We start from the raw sequence: 20,644 nt of genomic DNA, 5'->3' as shown, positions 1-20,644 counted from the left end.
GACCGACATGAAAAAGCAGATCCTCCTGAACGCATTCAACATGAACAGCGTCGGCCACATCAATCACGGCCTCTGGGCGCATCCGCGCGACAGGTCGGTCGACTACAAGACGCTCGCCTACTGGACGTCGCTGGCGAAGACGCTGGAGCGCGGTCTCTTCGACGGCATCTTCATCGCCGACATCATCGGCGTGTATGATGTCTACCAGCGCTCGGTCGACCTGACGCTGACGGAATCCATCCAGCTTCCGGTCAACGATCCGCTCATGCTCGTTTCGGCCATGGCGGCGGTCACGGAAAATCTCGGTTTCGGCCTCACCGTCAACGCCAATGCCGAGCCGCCCTATACGTTCGCGCGCCGCATCTCGACGCTCGACCACCTGACGGACGGCCGCATCGGCTGGAACATCGTGACCGGCTATCTCGACAGCGCGGCGCGCGCCATCGGGCAGGATGCGCTGACGGCGCACGATACGCGCTATGACCGTGCGGAAGACTATCTCGACGTCCTCTACAAGCTCTGGGAGGGAAGCTGGGACGACGATGCCGTGCGCGGGGACAAGGCGGCGCGTGTCTATGCCGACCCCGCCAGGGTCAGGGCGATCCGGCATGACGGCCCGTTCTACCGCGTCGAGGGCTACCACCTTGCAGAACCCTCCCGGCAACGCACCCCGGTCCTCTACCAGGCGGGCACGTCGGGCCGCGGCCGCCGCTTCGCCGCGCGCCATGCCGAATGCGTCTTCGTGACCGCGGTGGACAGGCAGGCCGCCCTTTCGACCGCGCGCACGCTGCGGGCGGAAGCCGTTGCCGCCGGCCGCGCGCCGGAGGACATCAAGATCTTCATCGGCATTTCCATCATTCCCGGCCGGACCGACGAGGAGGCGCGCGAAAAACATCGCGACTATCTCGGCTATGCGAGCCCGGAAGCGGGGCTGGCGCATTTCTCGGCGAGCACGGGCATCGACTTCTCCCGCTACGGCCTCGACGATCCGATCGAATACGGCACGTCGAATGCCATCCAGTCGGCGACCGAACTTGCGAAGAAGAAGCAGTGGACCAAAAGGCAGCTCCTCGGCGAACTGGCCCTCGGCGGGCGCTATCCGCTCCTCGTCGGCACGCCGGAGGCGATCGCCGACGAGCTGGAAAGCTGGATCGACGACGGCGAGATCGACGGCTTCAACCTGGCCCGCACCGTGACGCCCGAATGCTATGAGGACTTCGTCGATCTCGTCGTGCCGGTCCTGCAGGAGCGCGGCCGCTACAAGACATCCTACGGCGGATCCAGCCTGCGCGACCGCCTCTTCGGCGCAGGCGACCGCCTTCCCGCGAGCCATCCGGCTTCAACCTTCCGGAGCCAAAGCCCGTACCGGCCGTAAAGCTGCCCGGATCCTCGACGGTTCAGAATTTTGGGCAACCGTCCAGATTTGCAGATGAATTCGCATGGTGCGAGGCCTCGAAGGGTCTTCCGCCGAACGCCGTGGCGCTTTGCCGTCAAGGGATCGCCTGCCTGAGCCCCCGCTCTGGCCTGCGGCGTACTTACGGCTCCACGATATCGAGTTCGGCGGTAAATGTGGTTCCATTGCTTCCGTCGAAGGTGTGCGTGCCGTTCAACTGGTTGACGACACCCCGGATCAGGCGGCTCCCCATGCCCTGCCGCATCGTTTGCGGATCAAAGCCGACACCGTTGTCGCGCACGGTGAGCCGGGCCCGGCGTTCCCCGATCGCCTTGAGCGCGATGGAAATCCTGCCCTCGCGGCCGTCCGCAAAGGCATATTTCAGGATGTTGGTCAGAAGTTCGCTCGTCAGCAGGGCGAGCGGGGTCGCATTGTCGGTCGAAATGGCAAGCTCGTCGATGTCGTAGTCCACGGCGACGGACGCGCCATAGGCGTTTACCAGCTTCTCCACGACGGAGGCCACAAGGTCGCGTGCGCAGAGGCGGGAGAATTCGTCATGCCGGTAGATCTGCTCGTGTACGGCAACCATGGAGGAGATGCGATCGGCCAGCGATTGCTGGACGTCCGCCGGCAGGCGCTGGAGCTGGATGATGCTCTGAACGGCCTGCAGGTTGTTCTTGACGCGGTGGTGGATCTCGCGAAGAAGCAGCTGATTGTCCGCAAGCGCATTTTTCAGCAACTGGGACTGCGCGGCGTCGCGTTGCCGCAGGTGGCGGATCCACTGGCCCGCGGCAAGAAGGCTGACGCTTGCCAGGATCAGCACCGAGATCGCCACCGTCACATCCCGCCAGAAACGCTGGATGCCGAAATCGTGGTCGGCGGAAGCTAGTGCGATGAGCCCGGTGCCGTCGACGGTTCGATAGGCGACGATCCGGTGGGCGCCATCGACGGGCGAGATGGCGTCGTAGGTGCCGTCCGGGGCCTTGGGCAGGTAATCCGTGAACAGCACGTATTTGCTCATGTCGAGCGGTCCGTCCGCGAGCGGATAGCGCGCGACGAGCTGGCCATCGGACCGGGCGAAGCTGACGGTGGAGTTCGGGCCGAGATCGACGGCTTCCCAGACATCGGCGAGGACCTTGACCTCGAAGGAAACGACGGCGGCGCCAGCGAAGCGCCCGTTTCGCTCCAGCCTGCGGCTGAAGGCAAAAATCTGCTCACCGTTGAGGCGGCTGATCAGGAGGCTGGAAATGTGCTGTTTCGCTCCCTTCGCCAGCTCCGAGAAATAGGGCCGGTCGACGATGCTGATCGGCTTCACCATGGGGTCGGTCGAATAGAGGGTCAGACCCGTATCGTCGACCACATAGGCCTTCACCTGACCAGGCAGATCTGCCACCGCCTCGTCGATGTTGCGCACCTCGACGGAGGCCGGCACGAGGTTTTCGCCAAGCGTCTCATCGATACGCTGCAAGGCCTGGCGTGCCAGGGAATCGAGCAGGGACACGTTGCTTGCAACGATCTTGGAGGCCGCGATGGCTCGCTCCTCGGTGCGGCGGACGGCATCCCGGTAGCTTGTGGTAAGCCACAGGGCGAGCATGAGGAGCAGCGAGACGAACATTGCGATGATGATCATCGCGGCCGCCCTTGCCAAGGTGAAATGGATGTTCAGCCCGCGCAACCCCACTTCCCCCCAATGCGTCGGTCGACCTTAGCCGGAAGGATGGGGCATGTCCCGGTTTTTCGTCAAGCCGGACGAGATCGGTCATCTATCGTACGAAGGGCGCGGTTGCGGGCCGTCGCCGGACATGGCTCGACGTATGACATCCTCGAGCTGGCGTTCGCTGAATGGCTTGGACAGACGAAGCAGATCCGCGCGCGCTTCCGGCGGCAGTTGCGAATAGCCTGTGGCGAGAATGATCGGGATGCCCGGCCAGCGCTCGCGGACGATATCGGCAAGCTGGGAGCCGGTCATGTGCGGCATGGCCTGATCGGTGACGATGAGATCGATGCTGCGCTCGGCCAGAAATGCCAGGGCCTTGGTGCCGGAGCCCGCCTCGCAGACGGTGTGGCCCATGTCTTCCAGCATCATGACGGTGTTCATCAGCACGAGCGGATCGTCGTCCACGGCAAGGACGGACAGCGAGTGGACCTTTTCCGGAAGCGGCGGCTCGGATGGCCCCTCCTGCCTTGCCGATCCGACGGCCTTTGCACCGTCTTCGAGGACCGGGAGCCACAGCTCCGCGGTCGTCCCCGCGCCGGGTGTGGAGTGGAGCACGAGCTTTCCGCCGGACTGCGCCATCAATCCCTGCACCATGGAAAGGCCAAGGCCCGTCCCTTTGCCGATGCCCTTTGTCGTGAAGAAAGGCGATGCTGCGTTTCTCAGCGTGTCGGGATCCATGCCGTGTCCCTCATCCTGGATATAGAGGCAGAGATAGGCTCCTTCCTGCAGGTCGGGATGCATTGCGGCGGCATCGGCTTCAAGCCGCGCGCCAATGACAAGACGGCCGCCTTCCGGCATCGCGTCCCGCGCGTTGATCGCCAGATTGAGGAGAGCGCTCACCATCTGGTTGGGGTCAGTCCGTACCGAAGGCAGGTTCAGGGGGAAATGCGTTTCGACGACGACGGCCGGGCCGATGGAACGCTGCAGCATGTCTGTCATGCCACGGATGAGCATCCAGAGATCGACGGACGCGAAATCCAGATCCTGACGCCGGGAAAATGCCAGCAGCCGCTGGGTGAGCGATGCCCCGCGACGCGTCGCCTGCAGGGCGTTGTCGATCAGGGATTGTGCCTCCGGGCTGGGCGAGATGCGCCGCTGCAGTAGGTCGAGACTCGCCTGGACGGCCATCAGGAGGTTGTTGAAGTCATGGGCGACGCCGCCGGTCAACTGGCCGAGCGCCTCCATCTTCTGCGCCTGGAAAAGCTCTTCCCTTGCCCGTTCGAGCGCCTGCTGCGCATCGCGTTTTTCCGTTATGTCGCGCGTGACCTTCGCAAAGCCGATCAGCGAGCCGTCGCCGCCGCGGATGGCGTCGATGATGGCATTGGCCCAGAAGCGTGTACCGTCTTTTCGCAGCCGCCAGCCTTCCGACTCGTAGCGGCCGTCCCGGCGGGCGGTTTCCAGCGCCTGTTCCGGAATGCCGGCAAGCCTGTCCTGCTCGGGAAAGAAGTGGGAGAAGTGCATGCCGATGATCTCGCAAGGCCGGTAGCCCTTGATGCGCTCCGCGCCGGAATTCCAGCTCGAAACGCGGCCCTCCGCGTCCATCATGTAGATCGCATAGTCGGTGACGCCCTGCACGAGAAGACGGAACTGCTGCTCCGATTTGCGAAGCTGCTCCTCCGCCTGCTTCCTTTCGGTCAGATCGCGGGTGATCTTGGCAAAGGCGATGAGGTTGCCATCGTTGTCGCGGATGGGATCAACGATGACATGGGCCCAAAATTCGGACCCGTCCTTGCGCACCCGCCAGCCTTCGCCTTCAAACCGGCCTTCCTCTGCCGCATGTTTCAAGGCGAGCGAGGGAAGGCCTTTGTCGCGATCGACGGAACGATAGAAGCGGGAGAAATGCGTCCCGATTACCTCCTTCGCCTCATATCCCTTGAAGCGGCTCGCCCCGGCATTCCAGCTGACGATATTGCCCTGCCGGTCCAGCATGTAGATGGCATAATCGGTAATCGCGTCCACCAGCAGCCTGTACCGGTCCTCGCCGATAAGCGCCGATGCCTCTTCCCCATGCATGTTTTTCCCCTCAAGAGCCAACTGCACCGAACGTTGAAGACGTGGAAAGGTTCCATGGCGTGGCCTGGATTCGCTTTCCCGCGAGTTGGCGGCCCGCAAGGCCGGCTTCAGGATCGAACCTATCGCAGAGAATGACGATCCCGCCAATCAGGCCGGTCTGCGGCAAGCTCAATCCGGCGGCTTTCGTCCGGCAAGACAGGCCGCCGCCGCTCCCTCCAGATTGGTGGCGGCCTTTGCCGTGATAGCCTTAAACGGCGGCTGCTGCGTGTTTAACGGGAGAGGGCCTTTGCCGCGCGTTCGAGCACCTCGGCGACCTTTTCGGGCTGTGAGGCGAACACCGCGTGGCTGGCGTCGATCTCGGTAATATCGCTGCCGGCGCGTCTGGCCATGTCGCGTTCGAGGTCCGGATGGATCGAGCGATCCGCCGTGGCGACGATCGCCCAGCTCTTCCTGGTTCTCCATGCCGGATCGCCGACCTTCGCGGCAAAGGCCTCCTTGGCGGCAAAGACCTGGGACCTGGCGAGGAAGGCTGCCTCGTCCTTCGGCAGGTCGGCCGCGAAATCGTTCGGGAAGGTCGCGGGGTCGATATAGAGGAACCTGCCGTCCCTGGTCTCGCGAATGTTCATGGCGCTCGCCGGTTTCGAGCTTGCGAGGCCGAGAAGGCTTTCGCCCCTGTCCGGCTGGAAGGCGGCGACATAGACGAGGCCGGCGACCTTCTCATCGTGGCCCGCCTCCGTGATGACGATGCCGCCATAGCTGTGGCCGACGAGCAGGGTCGGCCCGTCCTGGAGCGCCAGCACCCGCCCGGTGGCCGCGATGTCGTCGGCAAGCGAGGTGATCGGCTGCTGCACGATCGTGACGTTGAAGCCGCGGCCCACGAGAATGTCGGTGACCCGGCGCCAGCCGGAGCCATCGGCAAGCGCGCCGTGGACAATGACGATGTTCTTCACGTCGGCGGCCTGCGCGGCAAAGGCGATGACGCTGGCGGCAAGGGCGAGGGCGAGGGTGGAAAGGGTCTGTTTCATGCTTTTCTCCTGTGGTTCAGGTTTGGGAGGGAAGGTTCAGCCGAAGGTGAAGGCGTAGGCTTCGACGCCGGGGTCGAGGAACCGGATCTCGAACGTGCGCTCCTTCACTGCGCCCGCCTGGCGGACGAGCTGGTAGAGCTTGGTTCCGGAGACCGTGCCGCGGCCGGCCGCGTCGATATCGGCGCCGTGATCGGCGCCCGGCGCCTTGCCGTCGATCGTCACTTCGAAGCGGACAGGCTTGCCGTCGACGGCAGGCCCGAGGACGAGATGCAAGTCGCGTGCGCTGAAGCGGTAGGCGATGCGGCCGTCCGGCTGATCGAGCGTCGCCTGCTCGGCGTGGATGGTCCAGCGTCCGGAGAGGCCCCAGCGGTTGAGGGTGGGGCTGGCGATGGTGTAGGTCTGCGTGGTGTCGGCAGCGACGCCCTCCGGCGAGGCGAAGTTCGTTGCGCGCTGATAGCCGAGATAGGTTTCGCCGGAGCGGATGTTCCGGAGGTCGGGACCCGCCTCGGCGCCCTTCGCGTCCGGGTTCACCAGCGTGGTTTCGGCCATCCTGCCGCCGGCCTCGCGCAGGAGATCGCGGATCGCCTGCTCGGTCTCGGCGGTGTTGCCTTCGCCGAAATGGTGGTAGCGGACCTGTCCGTCGGCATCGATCAGGTAATGGGCCGGCCAGTAGCTGTTCTGGAAGGCGCGCCAGATGGCATAGTCGTTGTCGATCGCGACCGGGTAGGTGATGCGCAGGTCGCTGGCCGCCTTCCTGACGTTGCCGATCTTCTTCTCGAAGGCGAATTCCGGTGCGTGCACGCCGACGACGACAAGGCCCTGATCCCGGTACTTCTCCGCCCAGGCGCGGACATAGGGTACGGTGCGGATGCAGTTGATGCAGGAATAGGTCCAGAAATCGACGAGGACGACCTTGCCGCGCAGTTGCCCTGTGGTAAGCGGCGGCGAGTTCAGCCATGTGACGGCGCCATCGAGCGAGGGGGCCGCCCCTTCGATCGGCAAGCCGCTTTGGAAGGCCTGGGTCTTGTCCGCGGATGCGACGGTGACGGCCCCGCTTCGGGGTGTTGGGCGCAGCCGGTCGAGCACGGCCTGCTCGAAGGATGCGGTGCCGGCATAGGAAAGCCGCGCCAGCAGGCCCGTATCGAGGCCGAGTGCGATGGCCGCGACGCCCGCCAGGACCGCAACGCCGAGCCCCTGGCGAACCCGCTCGCCGATGCCGAGGGACTTCTTCATGCCGGCGAAGACCTTGCCGCCGGCCGCAAGGGCCAGGCCAAGCGAGGTCGCGGCGCCGGCGGCGTAGGCGAGCAGGAGCGCCGTCGTTTCGAGATTGGCCCCCTTGAGCGCCGCGCCGGTCAGTACGATGCCGAGGACGGGGCCGGCGCAGGGCGCCCACAGAAGCCCGGTCGCGATGCCGAGCAGCAGCGAGCGGGCGGCTGCCGGGGCCGAGCCGGTGCGTCCCGAGGCGTTCATCAGCCTGTTGCCGATGTCGACGATCGGGCGGGCGGCAATGCTCGCGATGCGGGGGGAGAGCAGGCTGGCGCCGAAGATGGCGAGGAGCCCGATCGCGGCGATGCGGCCATATTCGTTGGCATGGATCGCCCAGTTGCCGCCGACCGCGGCCAGCGTCGCGACCAGCGTGAAGGTTGCCGCCATGCCGGCTAGCATCGGCAGCGTGCTCGACACGAACGGCTGCCCCGCGCGAGCGAAGACGAAGGGAAGGATGGGCAGGATGCACGGGCTGAGGATGGTCAGTGCGCCCGCCAGATAGGCAATGATCAGAAGCGTCATCGTCGTTTCCTTTGAACGGGTGTCCGGTTACCGGGCGGCGACGCAGCACGGCCGGCAGGGCGATATCGCCAGCAGGACGTATCCCGCATGTGTCCGGGACCGGGGGGATTTGTACCGAAGTGTAGGGCGGCGCCGGTTGCCGGGGATGTGCGACGAGTGCCGCCGTGCCCGGCAGGCGGCTGGAGCAATTCCGGCAAACGGGCGCAGATATTTTATTGAAGGAACAAAGAGATGAACCGTTCGGCGAGTGGACCTCACCGAAAATGCTCCGGGACGGAATTGTATCAGAACGTATCCGGACGGCCGGATGTTACATCCGCATGCAGAAAGATGCCGCAGGAGACACAGTCGGGATACATGCCGCCGGCTTTTTTCCCGCCATGTTCATTCCAGCAGGAGAAAGCCCATGCCCGACACGATCAATCCCGAGCGCCGCCGTTTCTTCGGCCTTGCCGCCATGACCCTCGCCGCCGCCGAGTTCGGCCTGGCGGCCGTTGCGAACGCACAGTCGTCCGCCGCGTCATCCTCTGTCGCCAGGGGCGGGGCGATCGCATCTTTCCCGGCGCTGAGACAGACAAGGGCCGGCGTGCTCGATATCGGTTATGCCGAGCTCGGCCCGTCCGGCGGCCGGGCGGTGCTCCTGGTGCACGGCTGGCCCTATGACATCCACACCTATGTCGATGTCGCGCCCATACTTGCGGCGGCCGGCTACCGGGTCATCGTGCCCTATCTGCGCGGCTATGGCACCACGCGCTTCCTGTCGCAGGAGACGCCGCGCAACGGCCAGCAATCCGCGTTCGCCGCCGACATGATCGCGCTGATGGATGCCCTCGGCATCGAAAAGGCGATCGTCGCCGGCTGTGACTGGGGCGCGCGCACCGTCAACATCATGGCCGCGCTCTGGCCGGAGCGCTGCGAGGCCATGGTTTCGGTGAGCGGCTATCTGATCGGCAGCCAGGCGGTCAACCGCGAACCGCTCATGCCCGCGGCGGAGCTCGCCTGGTGGTATCAGTTCTATTTTGCGACCGAGCGGGGCCGCGCCGGCTATGAAGCGCACACGGCCGATTTCGCAAGGCTGATCTGGCGCACGGCGTCGCCGACCTGGATGTTCGACGACGCGACCTTCCAGCGTTCGGCGGCGGCCTTCGACAATCCCGATCATGTCGCGATCACCATCCACAATTATCGATGGCGCCTGGACCTTGCGAAGGGGGAGGCGCAATACGACGCCTACGAGCGCCGTCTCGCGGAGGCGCCTTCCATCGCCCTCCCGACGATCACGCTGGAGGGCGATGCCAACGGCGCGCCGCATCCCGATCCTGCCGTCTACGCGAAGAAGTTCGTCGGGCCATACGAGCATCGTACGATTGGCGGCGGCATCGGCCACAACCTGCCGCAGGAGGCGCCGGAGGATTTCGCCAGGGCCGTGCTCGACGTTGCGCGGATTTAAGGCGCGTTGCCGCATTTCTCCCCTTCGCGGCCAGCGGCGCACGGTCTACATGTGAGGCTGGCGCACAGATTTCGGAAGTTCCCATGGAGCATATCGACCATATCCTGATCGTCGACGACGACCGTGAGATCCGCGAATTGCTGTCGTCCTACCTGAAGAAGAACGGGCTCAGGACGACCATCGCCGCCGATGGCCGCCAGATGCGCGCCTTTCTCGAAGCCAATGCCGTCGATCTCATCGTGCTCGATGTGATGATGCCGGGCGACGACGGGCTCGTGCTCTGCCGGGAGCTGCGGGCGGGAAAGCACAAGGCGACGCCGATCCTGATGCTGACGGCCCGCAGCGACGAGATGGACCGCATCATCGGGCTCGAAATGGGGGCCGACGATTATCTCGCGAAACCCTTCGCGGCGCGCGAATTGCTCGCCCGCATCAAGGCCGTGCTTCGGCGCACGCGCATGCTGCCTCCGAACCTGCAGATCAGCGAGGCCGGCCAGGTCCTGAGCTTCGGCGATTGGCGGCTCGATACCGTCGGCCGCCATCTCCTCGACCGGGACGGTACGGAGATCGCGCTCAGCGGCGCGGAATACCGCCTCCTGCGCGTCTTCATCGATCATCCCCAGCGCGTGCTCAATCGCGACCAGTTGCTGAATCTCACGCAGGGGCGCGACGCGGAATTCTTCGACCGCTCCATCGATCTTCTCGTCAGCCGGCTGCGCCAGCGGCTGGGCGACGACGCGCGCGAGCCCACCTATATCAAGACGGTGCGCAGCGAAGGATACGTCTTCTCGGTTCCCATCGCAATCTCGGAGCCACGGCCATGAGTTCGGCGGGTCTCTCCCGCCTGCTGCCGGGCACCCTGCGCGCCCGGATATTCCTCATCCTCTTCGTCGGTCTGGCCGTTGCCTACGGCCTGTCCTTCAGCGTGCTCTATCTGGAGCGCTACATGTCCGCGAAGGCGGTGATGCTGGGCACGCTGGAAAACGACGTGGCGACATCGATCGCGGTCCTGGACCGGCTGCCGGCGGGCGAGCGGGCCGGCCTCGTCGATCGCCTCGGCCGCGGCAACTACCGGTTCGTGCTGGGGGAGGGCCTGCCCGGCGTGCCGGAAACCTCGCGGCTCAGTGCCGAGATCGTGGCGCGGATCGAGGAGGCGGTCGGCCACCGGTTCCCCCTGCGCGTCGAATCCGTTCCCGGCGACGTGCCGCGCTTGCAGGCGCATCTGGCGCTCAGCGACGGAAGCCCGTTGACGATCGACATCACGCCGCGCGGCGTCATGCCGGTGGCGGACTGGCTGCCCTATGTCTTCGTCGTGCAGATGGCGTTGCTTCTGCTCTGCGCCTGGTATGCGGTCCGGCTGGCGGTGCGGCCGCTGGAAACGCTCGCCGCCGCCGCCAACGCGCTCGATCCCAACCGGCCGGGCCTACCGCTCGACGAGGGCGGGCCGAGCGAGGTCACCCATGCGGCGACGGCCTTCAACGCCATGCGCGAGCGCATCGTGCACTATCTGGAAGAGCGGGTACAGATTCTTGCCGCCATCTCCCACGATCTGCAGACGCCGATCACGCGCATGCGCCTGCGCGCCGACATGGCGGACGATACGCCCGAGCGAGACAAGCTGGTGCACGACCTTTCGGAAATCGAACGGCTGGTGCAGGACGGCATCGCCTATGCCCGCAGCGCCCATGGCAATGGCGAGAAGGCCTCGCGCATTGACCTGTCCTCCTTCATCGACAGCATCGCCTACGACTACCAGGATACCGGCAAGGCCGTTCAGGTTGTCGGCATGGTGTCCGGCACGGTCGCGACGAAGCCCCATGCGCTCCGCCGCATCCTGGCCAATCTCGTCGACAATGCCTTGAAATATGCCGGCAGCGCCGAAATCGGCGTTCGGCGGGGAGGCGGGGGCGAGACCATCATCGCCGTGCTCGATCGCGGGCCGGGCATACCGGCGGAGAAGCTTGAGGCCGCCATGCAGCCCTTCTTCCGGCTGGAGCAGTCGCGCAACCGGGAAACCGGCGGCACGGGTCTCGGCCTTGCCATCGCCCAGCAGCTCGCCGCCGCGCTCGGCGGGACGGTCCGGCTCTCCAACCGCCCAGGCGGCGGGTTTGCCGCCGAGATCGTGCTGCCCTGAAAGCACAGCGACGTCGGGGCGGCTACGTTTCGATACATTTTCGCGCGTTCCGGAAACATGCCGGATACGTGGGCCCGTCAGAACGCTCCGGTCAACAGCGTCGCAGAAGGCGACCAAACCAAGGAGCATCCCATGAGCAGGATCGAGAAGGTTCTCTATACCGGCAGGACCCGTACCACCGGCGGCCGCGAAGGCGCCGCCCGCAGCGACGACGCGCAGCTCGACGTCCGCCTTTCGCCGCCGGGCAGCGGCAGGGCCGGCACCAATCCCGAACAGCTCTTCGCCGCCGGCTGGTCCGCCTGCTTCATCGGAGCGCTCGGCCGCGCCGCCGCCGGGCGCAAGATCCGGCTGCCGGCGGAAACCGTCGTCGTTGCGGAAGTGGACCTCGGCACGGCGGGCGACGCCTACTTTCTTCAGGCCCGCCTGAACATCGGCCTGCCCGGCCTCGAGCCTGCGCTTGCACGCGCGCTTGTGGACGAGGCACACCAGATCTGCCCCTATTCCAAGGCGACGCGCGGCAATATCGATGTCGTCCTGGCGCTGGCCTGACGGGCACGGGAGGGCGCGATGAAACATATCCTCGCTTGCCTGCTGATGGGCGCCGTGCTTGCGGCGCCCTGCGCCTACGACGCCTTTTCGCCGGAACCGTCGCCGCTGGCCGGCCTTGTCGCGCTGTCGGTCATCCATCTGCAACCATGACCGGCGCGCGGGCCGGGCTCGATCACCCTTTGGCGTATCGCTACGGGGTGCTCGCCGGCGGGGCGGTCGATTCGCGCACGACGAGCGCGTAATCCACCTCGTAGTGCGTGGGAACCTTGTGGCCGTCGAGGCGGGCGAGGATATACTCGCCGGCGCCCTTCCAGGTCAGGTCCGTCGGAACGTGGAGCGTCGTCAAGGCGGGGCGCAGGTGGCGGCTCCATTCGAGGTCGTCGAAGCCGACGACCGAAAGGTCGGCGGGAATCTTCAGGCCCCTGCGCTCCGCTTCCAGCATGACGCCATAGGCGAGCACGTCATTGCCGCAGGCGATGGCCGTCGGGACACTCGGAGCCATGAGGATCTGCCGCGCGGCTTCCCGCGCATCGTCCAGCGTGTAGCGCACCTCGACATGCCACGCTTCCGGCAGGTCCAGCCCGTGTTCGGCAAGGGCACGGCGGAACCCCCTTATTCGCGCGCTGGCGCGGTCGTTGTTGCGCTGGAGCGCGCTGACTACGCCGATGCGGCGGTGGCCGATCTCGATGAGATGCATCATGGCGCGGTGCGCGGCCGCCTCGTTGTCGACGCCGATGCTCGGATGCGGCTGGCTCGGATTGTAGATGCCGACATTGATGAAGGGCACGTCGCGGGCCGCCAGCAGGTCACGCAGCGCCTGGTGGTGACAGTCGCCGCGCAGGATGAGCCCGTCGACGCCACGGCTGATCAGGTTGCGTGCCTGCTCCAGCTCCACATCGATATCGTAGCCGTTCGTCGAGAGAATGAGCATGTAGCCGCGCGAGGAGAGGAATTTCTGCAGCGACTCGATCCCGCGGGCGAACATGGCATTGTCGATGGTGGGGATGATGGCGCCGATCGTGCGCGTCCTGTTGCTGGACAAAGCCCGTGCCATGCCGTGCGGCACGTAGCCGGTCTCGTCTATCACCCGCTGAATGCGGGCGCGCAGGTCTTCGCTCACGCTCTGAGGATTGTTGAGGGCGCGCGAGACCGTTGCCGTCGAGACGCCCGAAAGCTTCGCGACCGCCCGGATGCCTGTCTTTTCCTTCTCACTGGTCATGCAACCGCCTGGATCATGTAACGTTACATTGTTGTGTGACGATCAGCTCGTGAATGTCAAACGGAAATAGCCTTGCAATGCAGCATTAATTTCATGAAGACTGAGTGTTGACAGCGACGCCTGCAACATAATATGTAACCGGTTACATAGAGATTGCGCTCGGGAGAAGCGCTCGATCTGCCGCTGAAAGCGGCCTTGTGGAGGAAGATATGCTGAAAAATCGTTCTATCCCTGCTGTTGTCCTGTCCGTGCTCCTGGCCGGGACGGCGACCTCCGCCTTCGCCTTCGACTGGAAGGCGCATGAAGGTGAAACGGTTTCATTCCTGGCCAACAACAATCCCTGGTCCCAGGCGGTCTTGTCCTACAAGGATGAATTCACCGCGCTGACCGGGATCAACCTGCGGGTCGACTCCTACCAGGAGCAGCAGATGCGCCAGCGCCTCGTCACCGTGCTCAATTCCGGCAGCGACGAGATCGATGTGTTCATGACCCTCGCCTCCCGCGAAGGGCAGCAGTTCGCGGCCTCCGGCTGGTATGCCGACCTTTCGGCCTATACGCAGGGCTCCGTGGCTCCGGAATACGATTTCGCAGGTGTGAGCCCCGCTCTCGTAAAGGCTGCGACATTCGATGGCAAGCTGACCAGCATCCCGCTCAACCTCGAAGGCCCGCTGCTCTACTACCGGACGGATATCTTCGAGAAATGCGGCCTTGCCAAGCCGGCTTCGCTCGACGACGTGCGGGCCGCGGCCGAAAAGATCAAGGAGTGCGACGCCGGCGTCACGCCCTTCGCCTCGCGCGGCCTGAAGCCGGCGATCGCCTATACGTTCAGCAACGTCCTGCACAATATGGGCGGCACCTACATCGTCGACGGCAAGTCGGCCCTCTGCGCGCCGGCGGGCCAGAAGGCCATCGCCTGGTACGGCGACCTGATGCGCGAATACGGGCCGCCCGGCGCGGCGAACTACAGCTTCTACCAGATCTCCGCGCTCTATCGCAGCGGCCGGGCGGCGATGGCCTTCGAATCCTCCAACGAACTGCGCACCATCATGGAGGGCGGCGAGCGTCTGAACGACACGGATGTGATTCCGCTGCCGGCCGGCGAGGCGGGAACTGTCCCGACGGCGATCGGCTGGGGCCTTGCGATTTCCAGCCGCAGCGCCAGGAAGGATGCGGCCTGGTACTTCGTGCAGTGGGCCTCCAGCCCGGAAATGCAGAAGCGCCTGGCGCTTCAGGGTGTCGCCTCGCCGCGCGCCTCCGTCGCCGCCGAGGAGGAGTACAAGGCCTGGATCGCCGAGGCGCCCGTGCGGGCGAGCTGGCAGGCGGCGCTCGGCGTGCTGGCGTCCGACGGGTCTTCCGAAGTCGGCTACCCCATCATCGCCAATCCGGAATCGCGGGACTATATCGGCCAGGCCGTGCAGGACGTGCTTCTCGGGCAGCGGTCGGTCGAGGAGGCATGCGCCGCCGCCGACAGCGCGCTCGACGGCCTGATCGCCCGCAAGTAGCGCATCTGCCGGGTCCTGCTTCGGCGGGACCCGGTATCCGACGCAATCGCCCACTGGAAGGACCGGACAATGACTCCAGGCTCGACCAACAGCCAGGGACGGCAGCTTGCCGCGCTCTCCGCACCGGCGGTCCTCTTCACCGTCGCCATGATCGCCTTTCCGGTGGTCTACACGATCTGGCTCGGCTTCCACGCGTTCTCGTCGACGGGGGAGGCGAGCTTTGCAGGCGGCGCCAACTATGCGGCGCTCGTTGCCGACGGCGAGTTCTGGAACGGCCTCTACGTCACCTTCGCGCTCTACGCCCTGTCCATGGTCCTGCAGCTCGTCGCCGGCATCTATCTCGCCATGCTGCTGTTTCATTCCAAGCGGTTGTCCGGCCTCTTGCGTTCGCTTCTGATCTCGCCCTTCATGATGCCGCCCGTGGTGGCCGGCATGATGTGGCTCGTCATTCTCGACCCCTCCTTGGGCGCGGCCAACTACATCCTGGTGTCGCTCGGCCTTCCGGCCTCCGAATGGCTGGCCTCTCCGACCTGGGTGATCCCGACCATCGCCCTGATCGATACCTGGCAATGGGCGCCCTATGTCGCGCTGATCGTTCTCGGCGGGCTGCAGTCCCTGCCGCCCAGCGTCTACGAGGCCGCCCAGATCGACGGCGCTTCTCCGTTCCGCATCTTCCGGCGCATCACCCTGCCGCTGCTGCTGCCGACCATCGTCACGGCCGCCGTGCTGCGGAGCGTCGATCTGCTGCGCTTCTTCGACATTATCTACATCACCACCCAGGGCGGGCCGGGCAATGCCTCGAACACGCTCAACATCTACGGGTTCCGGGTCGGTTTCGAGTTCTTCAACATCGGCTATGCCAGCGCGCTCATGATCACGCTCTCGGCCATCGTGCTGGCCGCCGTGCTCGTGCTCAACCGCCTGCGCAACGCGGTCGCCTGGTAAGGAGACGACGATGAACGACCATTCGAGCCCCCGCTGGGTCCACTGGCTGAACACGCTGCAACTGACCGTCGCGGGCATCCTTATCCTGGCGCCGACCGTCTGGATGGTGCTTTCCTCCTTCAAGCCGTCCTTCGAGGTGACGGCCTATCCGCCGACGCTGTTCTTCCAGCCGACCTTCGAGAACTACGTCACGCTGTGGCAGACGACGCCGTTCCTGTCCTATGCGGTCAACAGCTTCGTGGTGACCATCGGATCGACGCTGCTTGGCCTCGCCTTCGGCATCCCGGCCGCCTTCGCCGTCTCCTGGTCGCGCATCACCTGGCCGGCCGTCCTGACGCTTGCCGCGCGGATGGCGCCGGGCACGCTGTTCCTGCTGCCCTGGTACATCATGTTCCGCGAGGTCGGGCTGATCGGCTCTTACACGGCGCTGATCCTCAGCCATGCGGTGATCACCATGCCGATCGTCATCTGGGTGCTGCTTCCCTTCTTCGACAACATTCCGCGCAGCGTCTTCGAGGCGGCGCAGATGGACGGCTGCTCGGTGACCCGCATTCTCTGGCGGATCGCCCTGCCGCTCGTCGGCTCGGGCGTCGCGGTCGCGTCGATCCTCGCCTTCGTCTTCTCGTGGAACTTCTTCCTCTTCTCGCTGATCCTGTCGAACTCCGACACGAAGACGCTGATTGCCGCCGCCTTCAACTTCGTCGGCGAAGGTTCCACCCAGTGGGGCTCGCTGATGGCAGCCGCCACGCTCATCGCGCTGCCGCCGCTCGCGCTCGCGATCCTCGTCCAGCGTTGGCTCGTCGCAGGGCTAACCCTCGGTGCCGTCAAGGGATGATCAGGATGACAGACAGAAAGAATGCCCGCATGCGCGCCTCCGTCTTCCACGGCGACCGCAGGATCACCATCGAAACCCGGGACCTGCCGCCCGTCGGGCAGGGCGAGGTGCTGGTCAAGGTGCTGCGCACCGCGCTCTGCGGCTCGGACTTCAAGCTCTGGTACAAGGGGGCTGAGTTCACCGCCGGCCACGAGATTTTCGGCGTGGTCGAACAGCCGGGCCATCCGCGCCACGGACAGCGCTGCGCGGTCTACATCCCGGTGCATTGCGGCCATTGCGATGCCTGCCGTGCGGGCGATACGCAGATGTGCCTGGAAGTATCGAGCCTGATCGGCTGGAACCGGCCGGGCGGCTATGCCGAATATGTGCCAGTTCCGGAAAACTGCCTGTTGCCCGTCCCCGATGATATCGAGGACGACCTCGCCCCGCTGCTGCTCGACACGATCGGGACGTCCGCACACGCCGTTCGCTTCGCCATGCCACTCGTTCCTCCCGAAGGGTCTGTGCCGGTCCTCGTGACCGGTGCAGGCCCGGTCGGGCTCGGCGTGGTGCTGGCGCTATCGAGCCTTGGCTATGAGGACATCCATGTCAGCGATCCGAACGAGGAGCGGCTGGCGATCGCCGTTTCCTTCGGGGCGAAGGCCCATCCCGTCGGCGCGCGCGACAAGCGTTTCAAGCTGATCTTCGAATGCTCCGGCGCGCATGTGGCGCGCAATCTCGGCATAGAGCTGGTCCTGCCGCGCGGGGCCCTGATGCTGGTCGGGGAGAACGCCGCGCCCTGGACCATCGAGGAAGGCAAGATCTTCCGCCGCAAGGACTTCTACATGATCCGCACCTTCTATTTCCCGGTCGGCGACTTCGCGCCGAATGTCGAACTGCTGCGCGCCAACAAGGAGCGCTATCGCCGGCTCGTCGACGCCGCCTTCGGTCTCGACGACCTGCCGGAGAATTTCGCCCGCTTCGCCGAAGGCAAGCTCATCAAGCCCGTCCTTTCGTTTGGGTGACACCATGGCCTCGATCACGATCAGGAACATCGCCAAGAAGTTCGGCGAGCTCACCATCATCCCCGGCCTCGACCTGGAGATCGCCGACGAGGAGTTCGTCGTCTTCGTCGGTCCGTCCGGCTGCGGCAAGTCCACGCTCCTGCGCATCATCGCCGGTCTCGAACCGTCCACCTCGGGCGAGCTTTTCATCGGCGAGACGAAGGTCAACGACGTGCCGGCCTCCAAGCGCGACATCGCCATGGTCTTCCAGGACTATGCGCTCTATCCGCACATGACCGTCTACGACAACATGGCCTTCGCGCTCGAGCTGCGCGGCATGAGCAAGGCGGAGATCGACCAGCGCGTGCGCCGTGCCGCCGGCCTGCTGCATATCGAGCCCTTCCTGGAGCGCAAGCCGAAGGCGCTGTCCGGGGGCCAGCGCCAGCGTGTCGCCATGGGGCGGGCGATCGTCCGCGACCCGAAGGTCTTCCTGTTCGACGAGCCGCTCTCCAACCTCGACGCCAAGCTGCGCGGCCAGGTGCGCACCGAGATCAAGGCGCTGTCGCAGGAGCTGAAGACCACCATGATCTTCGTCACCCACGACCAGGTGGAGGCGATGACGATGGCGGATCGCATCGTGGTCCTGAAAGGCGGCGAGATCCAGCAGTTCGGCCGGCCGGAAGACGTCTACGAGACGCCCGCGAACCAGTTCGTCGCCGGCTTCATCGGCTCCCCGGCGATGAACTTCTTCGACATCCGGCGCTCGGGCGACGGCTTCGTGTTCGAAGGCGCGCCGCATCTTGCCGCGCCTGTGCCGGACGGGTTGAAGGCCGCGCTCGGCGGCAGGAGCAAGGCGGTGCTCGGCATCCGGCCGGAACATCTCGTTCCTGCCGACGACGTCGCCGGCGCGCTGCTCGTTACGATCGACCTCGTCGAGCCGCTTGGCTCCGACACGCTCACGCATTTCGATCTTGCGGGCGTACGGACCGTTGCCCGCGTCAACCCCGAACTGAGGCCGAAGGTCGGCGACGGGCTGGCCTTCGCCGCGCAGGTCGGCAAGGCGCATCTCTTCGACAGCGCGGATGGAAAGGCCATCCGATGATCCGCCCGCCGATCATACCCGAGGGGGCTGCACCATCGATCATCTGCCTCGGGCTCTCCGCGCTCGATCGCATCTGGCGGGTCGAAACACCGTTTTCCGGCGGCAGCGAGAAGATCCGCGCGGGCGAGCACCTGACCGAACCGGGCGGCATGGCGGCGAATGCCGCGGTGACCGTCGCAAGGCTTGGTGGCCGGGCTTCGTTCTGGGGCAGGGCGGGCGACGACGATGCAGGCCGCCTCATGGCGGAGGCCTTTGCGGCCGAAGGTGTCGACATCGGCCAGTTCCGGCTCTTCGAGGGCGGGGCATCGTCCGTCTCGGGCGTCATCGTCGATGCGCGCGGCGAGCGGCAGATCGTCAATTTCCGCGGCCGCTATCCGGCCGATCCCGCCTGGCTTCCGCTTGCTAGCTTTTCTGCCGATTGCGTGCTGGCGGATCCGCGCTGGCCGGAGGGCGCGGAGGCGCTTTTCACCGCGGCGCGGCGCCGCGGCATCCCGACGGTTCTCGACGGTGACGTCGCCGACGCCGATATCTTCGAACGCCTGCTTCCGTTGACCGACCACGCCGTCTTCTCCGAGCCCGGCCTGCGCGGCTTCGGCGGAGAGGACCTGGATGCGGCGCTGACGCTGGCGGCGGGCTTCGGCTGCCGGATGGTCGCGGTCACCCGAGGTGGCGACGGCCTCGTCTGGCAGGACGGTTCCGGCAGGCACGACATGCCGGCCCCGGCCGTCCATGCCGTCGACACCACGGCCGCCGGCGATGTCTTCCACGGCGCCTATGCCTTCGCGATCGGGGCGAACCTCGGCATTGCCGATGCACTTGGCTTTGCCAGCGCGGTCGCCGCCCTGAAATGCACACGGCCCGGCGGCCGTGCCGCCATTCCCTCCCTCGACGATCTGAAATCATCCTGAAAGGAAACGTCATGCTTACACTTGGAAAAACCCGCGGCCTTGCCCGTCTCGCCAACAAGGACGGCCACTTCTGCATGGTGGCGCTCGACCAGCGTCCGCCGCTCTTCGAAGCGCTCGCGGCGGCGCGCGGCATCGACAAGTCGGACGTCGCCTTCTCCGACATGATCACCGCAAAGCGCCTTCTCGTCGAGAATCTCGCCCCGCATTGCAGCTCCATGCTGTTCGATCCGAACTATGCCATTCCCGCCGCTATCGACGTGCTGCCGCCGGACTGCGGCCTGATCGTCACCCTGGAGGATCACCGCACGGAGGAGACCGAGGGCGGCCGTAAGTCCAAGGTCATCGCCGATTGGAGCGTCGAGAAGATCCGCCGTCTCGGCGGCGATGCGGTCAAGGTGCTTGCCTGGTATCGGCCGGACGCCTCGGCCGAGGTTCTGGAGCACCAGAAGGCGTTCGTGCGCAAGATCGGCGAGGATTGCCGTCGCCACGACATTGCCTATGTGCTCGAACTGCTCGTGTTCCCGTTCCTCGGCACCGCGGGCCATACGGCGGATTATGTCGAATCGCCGACCAAGCTGCCGGAACTCGTGATCGAGAGCGTGCGTGAATTCGCAAAGCCCGAATACGGCGTCGATCTCCTGAAACTCGAAAGCCCGCTTGCCGCGAACAGCCTGCCGCCGCGCGACGGCAGCGCGGCTGCCCTTGCCGCCCAGCGGGAATTCGATGCGATCGGCAAGATCTGCGCCGATGCGGGCATTCCGTGGGTGCTGCTGTCGGGTGGCGCGGCGACGGAAAAGTTCGAATGCGTGCTCGACTATGCCTATGCCGCCGGCGCCGGCGGTTTCCTGGCGGGCCGCACCATCTGGCTCAATGCGATCCGCTCGCATTTCCCGGATACCGCTGCCGTCGCCAGGGCTCTTGCGGAGGAAGGCGTGGCCGTGGTGGAGCGCCTGAGCGCGCTCACCGCAGCCAAGGCCCCGCGCTGGACCCCGCAGGCGCCCGCCTTCCAGGAGATCCACAATGAAGGCGACTTCGCCAAGAGCTATGCCGCTGCCTGACACGGGCCATTGACGGAAGGAAC

18 protein-coding genes are annotated in these 20,644 nt (G+C 65.6%); 13 read left to right on the top strand and 5 right to left on the bottom strand.

Translation table 11 applies throughout. The features are described from left to right. Window positions 1-7: 7 nt before the first annotated feature. Entirely contained in the window at window positions 8-1,375 is a 1,368-nt protein-coding gene (locus tag EV665_RS26200; RefSeq protein WP_133036324.1) for an LLM class flavin-dependent oxidoreductase, read from the top strand. Between the two features lie 160 nt (window positions 1,376-1,535). Here EV665_RS26200 and EV665_RS26195 read toward each other — a convergent pair whose 3' ends face one another. The 4 genes from EV665_RS26195 to EV665_RS26180 form a co-directional block, all read right to left on the bottom strand. Then, window positions 1,536-3,023 (bottom strand): sensor histidine kinase, encoded by a 1,488-nt coding sequence (locus EV665_RS26195; RefSeq protein ID WP_133036323.1) that lies wholly within the window; start codon window positions 3,021-3,023, stop codon window positions 1,536-1,538. A 129-nt stretch (window positions 3,024-3,152) separates the two neighbouring features. After that, window positions 3,153-5,123: a hybrid sensor histidine kinase/response regulator gene (locus EV665_RS26190; protein ID WP_133036322.1), complete on the bottom strand. Its 1,971-nt coding sequence runs from the start codon at window positions 5,121-5,123 to the stop codon at window positions 3,153-3,155. A 269-nt stretch (window positions 5,124-5,392) separates the two neighbouring features. Continuing rightward, window positions 5,393-6,148, bottom strand: a complete 756-nt coding sequence (locus EV665_RS26185) for an alpha/beta hydrolase (RefSeq protein WP_133036321.1) — start codon at window positions 6,146-6,148, stop codon at window positions 5,393-5,395. A gap of 36 nt (window positions 6,149-6,184) precedes the next feature. Then, the gene (locus EV665_RS26180) at window positions 6,185-7,936 is read right to left on the bottom strand and encodes a cytochrome c biogenesis protein DipZ (RefSeq protein ID WP_133036320.1); all 1,752 of its coding nucleotides are present in this window, start codon (window positions 7,934-7,936) and stop codon (window positions 6,185-6,187) included. 406 nt (window positions 7,937-8,342) lie between these two features. Here EV665_RS26180 and EV665_RS26175 point away from each other — a divergent pair, with 406 nt between their 5' ends. The 5 genes from EV665_RS26175 to EV665_RS33130 all read left to right on the top strand — a co-directional run bounded on the left by EV665_RS26175 (window position 8,343) and on the right by EV665_RS33130 (window position 12,219). Continuing rightward, window positions 8,343-9,386 (top strand): alpha/beta fold hydrolase, encoded by a 1,044-nt coding sequence (locus tag EV665_RS26175; RefSeq protein WP_133036319.1) that lies wholly within the window; start codon window positions 8,343-8,345, stop codon window positions 9,384-9,386. Between the two features lie 83 nt (window positions 9,387-9,469). Further along, window positions 9,470-10,210 carry a response regulator gene (locus EV665_RS26170; RefSeq protein ID WP_064333947.1) on the top strand — a complete coding sequence of 247 codons (741 nt, stop codon included), beginning with the start codon at window positions 9,470-9,472 and terminating at the stop codon, window positions 10,208-10,210. Beyond that, a complete protein-coding gene (locus tag EV665_RS26165) occupies window positions 10,207-11,520 on the top strand; it encodes an ATP-binding protein (RefSeq protein WP_133036318.1) in 1,314 nt (437 codons plus the stop codon). The genes EV665_RS26170 and EV665_RS26165 overlap by 4 nt, the downstream gene beginning before the upstream one ends. A gap of 132 nt (window positions 11,521-11,652) precedes the next feature. Continuing rightward, on the top strand, window positions 11,653-12,069 hold the full coding sequence (locus EV665_RS26160) for an organic hydroperoxide resistance protein (protein ID WP_133036317.1): 417 nt from the start codon (window positions 11,653-11,655) through the stop codon (window positions 12,067-12,069). Window positions 12,070-12,087: 18 nt separating this feature from the next. Continuing rightward, window positions 12,088-12,219, top strand: coding sequence for a hypothetical protein (locus tag EV665_RS33130; protein WP_281048282.1), 132 nt, complete (start codon window positions 12,088-12,090; stop codon window positions 12,217-12,219). 40 nt (window positions 12,220-12,259) lie between these two features. On the opposite strand, the gene EV665_RS26155 is transcribed toward EV665_RS33130, so the two are convergent. After that, entirely contained in the window at window positions 12,260-13,288 is a 1,029-nt protein-coding gene (locus tag EV665_RS26155) for a LacI family DNA-binding transcriptional regulator (RefSeq protein ID WP_064333949.1), read from the bottom strand. Between the two features lie 209 nt (window positions 13,289-13,497). Between EV665_RS26155 and EV665_RS26150 the strand changes: the two genes are divergently transcribed. From EV665_RS26150 to EV665_RS26120, 7 genes are all read left to right on the top strand, one after another. Further along, window positions 13,498-14,790, top strand: coding sequence for an ABC transporter substrate-binding protein (locus tag EV665_RS26150; protein WP_064333950.1), 1,293 nt, complete (start codon window positions 13,498-13,500; stop codon window positions 14,788-14,790). Between the two features lie 69 nt (window positions 14,791-14,859). Next, complete coding sequence (locus tag EV665_RS26145) at window positions 14,860-15,735, top strand: carbohydrate ABC transporter permease (protein ID WP_064333951.1); 876 nt, start codon at window positions 14,860-14,862, stop codon at window positions 15,733-15,735. 10 nt (window positions 15,736-15,745) lie between these two features. Further along, window positions 15,746-16,570, top strand: a complete 825-nt coding sequence (locus tag EV665_RS26140) for a carbohydrate ABC transporter permease (RefSeq protein WP_064333952.1) — start codon at window positions 15,746-15,748, stop codon at window positions 16,568-16,570. A gap of 5 nt (window positions 16,571-16,575) precedes the next feature. After that, window positions 16,576-17,574 (top strand): alcohol dehydrogenase catalytic domain-containing protein, encoded by a 999-nt coding sequence (locus EV665_RS26135; protein ID WP_245507835.1) that lies wholly within the window; start codon window positions 16,576-16,578, stop codon window positions 17,572-17,574. A gap of 4 nt (window positions 17,575-17,578) precedes the next feature. Beyond that, window positions 17,579-18,655 (top strand): ABC transporter ATP-binding protein, encoded by a 1,077-nt coding sequence (locus EV665_RS26130; protein WP_133036316.1) that lies wholly within the window; start codon window positions 17,579-17,581, stop codon window positions 18,653-18,655. Then, a complete protein-coding gene (locus EV665_RS26125) occupies window positions 18,652-19,563 on the top strand; it encodes a sugar kinase (protein WP_133036315.1) in 912 nt (303 codons plus the stop codon). Before EV665_RS26130 ends, EV665_RS26125 begins: the two co-directional genes overlap by 4 nt. Before the next feature lie 11 nt (window positions 19,564-19,574). Next, the gene (locus tag EV665_RS26120; RefSeq protein ID WP_133036314.1) at window positions 19,575-20,621 is read left to right on the top strand and encodes a tagatose 1,6-diphosphate aldolase; all 1,047 of its coding nucleotides are present in this window, start codon (window positions 19,575-19,577) and stop codon (window positions 20,619-20,621) included. Window positions 20,622-20,644 lie beyond the last annotated feature (23 nt).

Origin of the sequence: Shinella granuli (assembly GCF_004341885.1) — a bacterium.
In the GTDB taxonomy this organism is placed as follows: Bacteria; Pseudomonadota; Alphaproteobacteria; order Rhizobiales; family Rhizobiaceae; genus Shinella; species Shinella granuli.
This window is presented reverse-complemented; position numbering and strand designations above follow the sequence as displayed.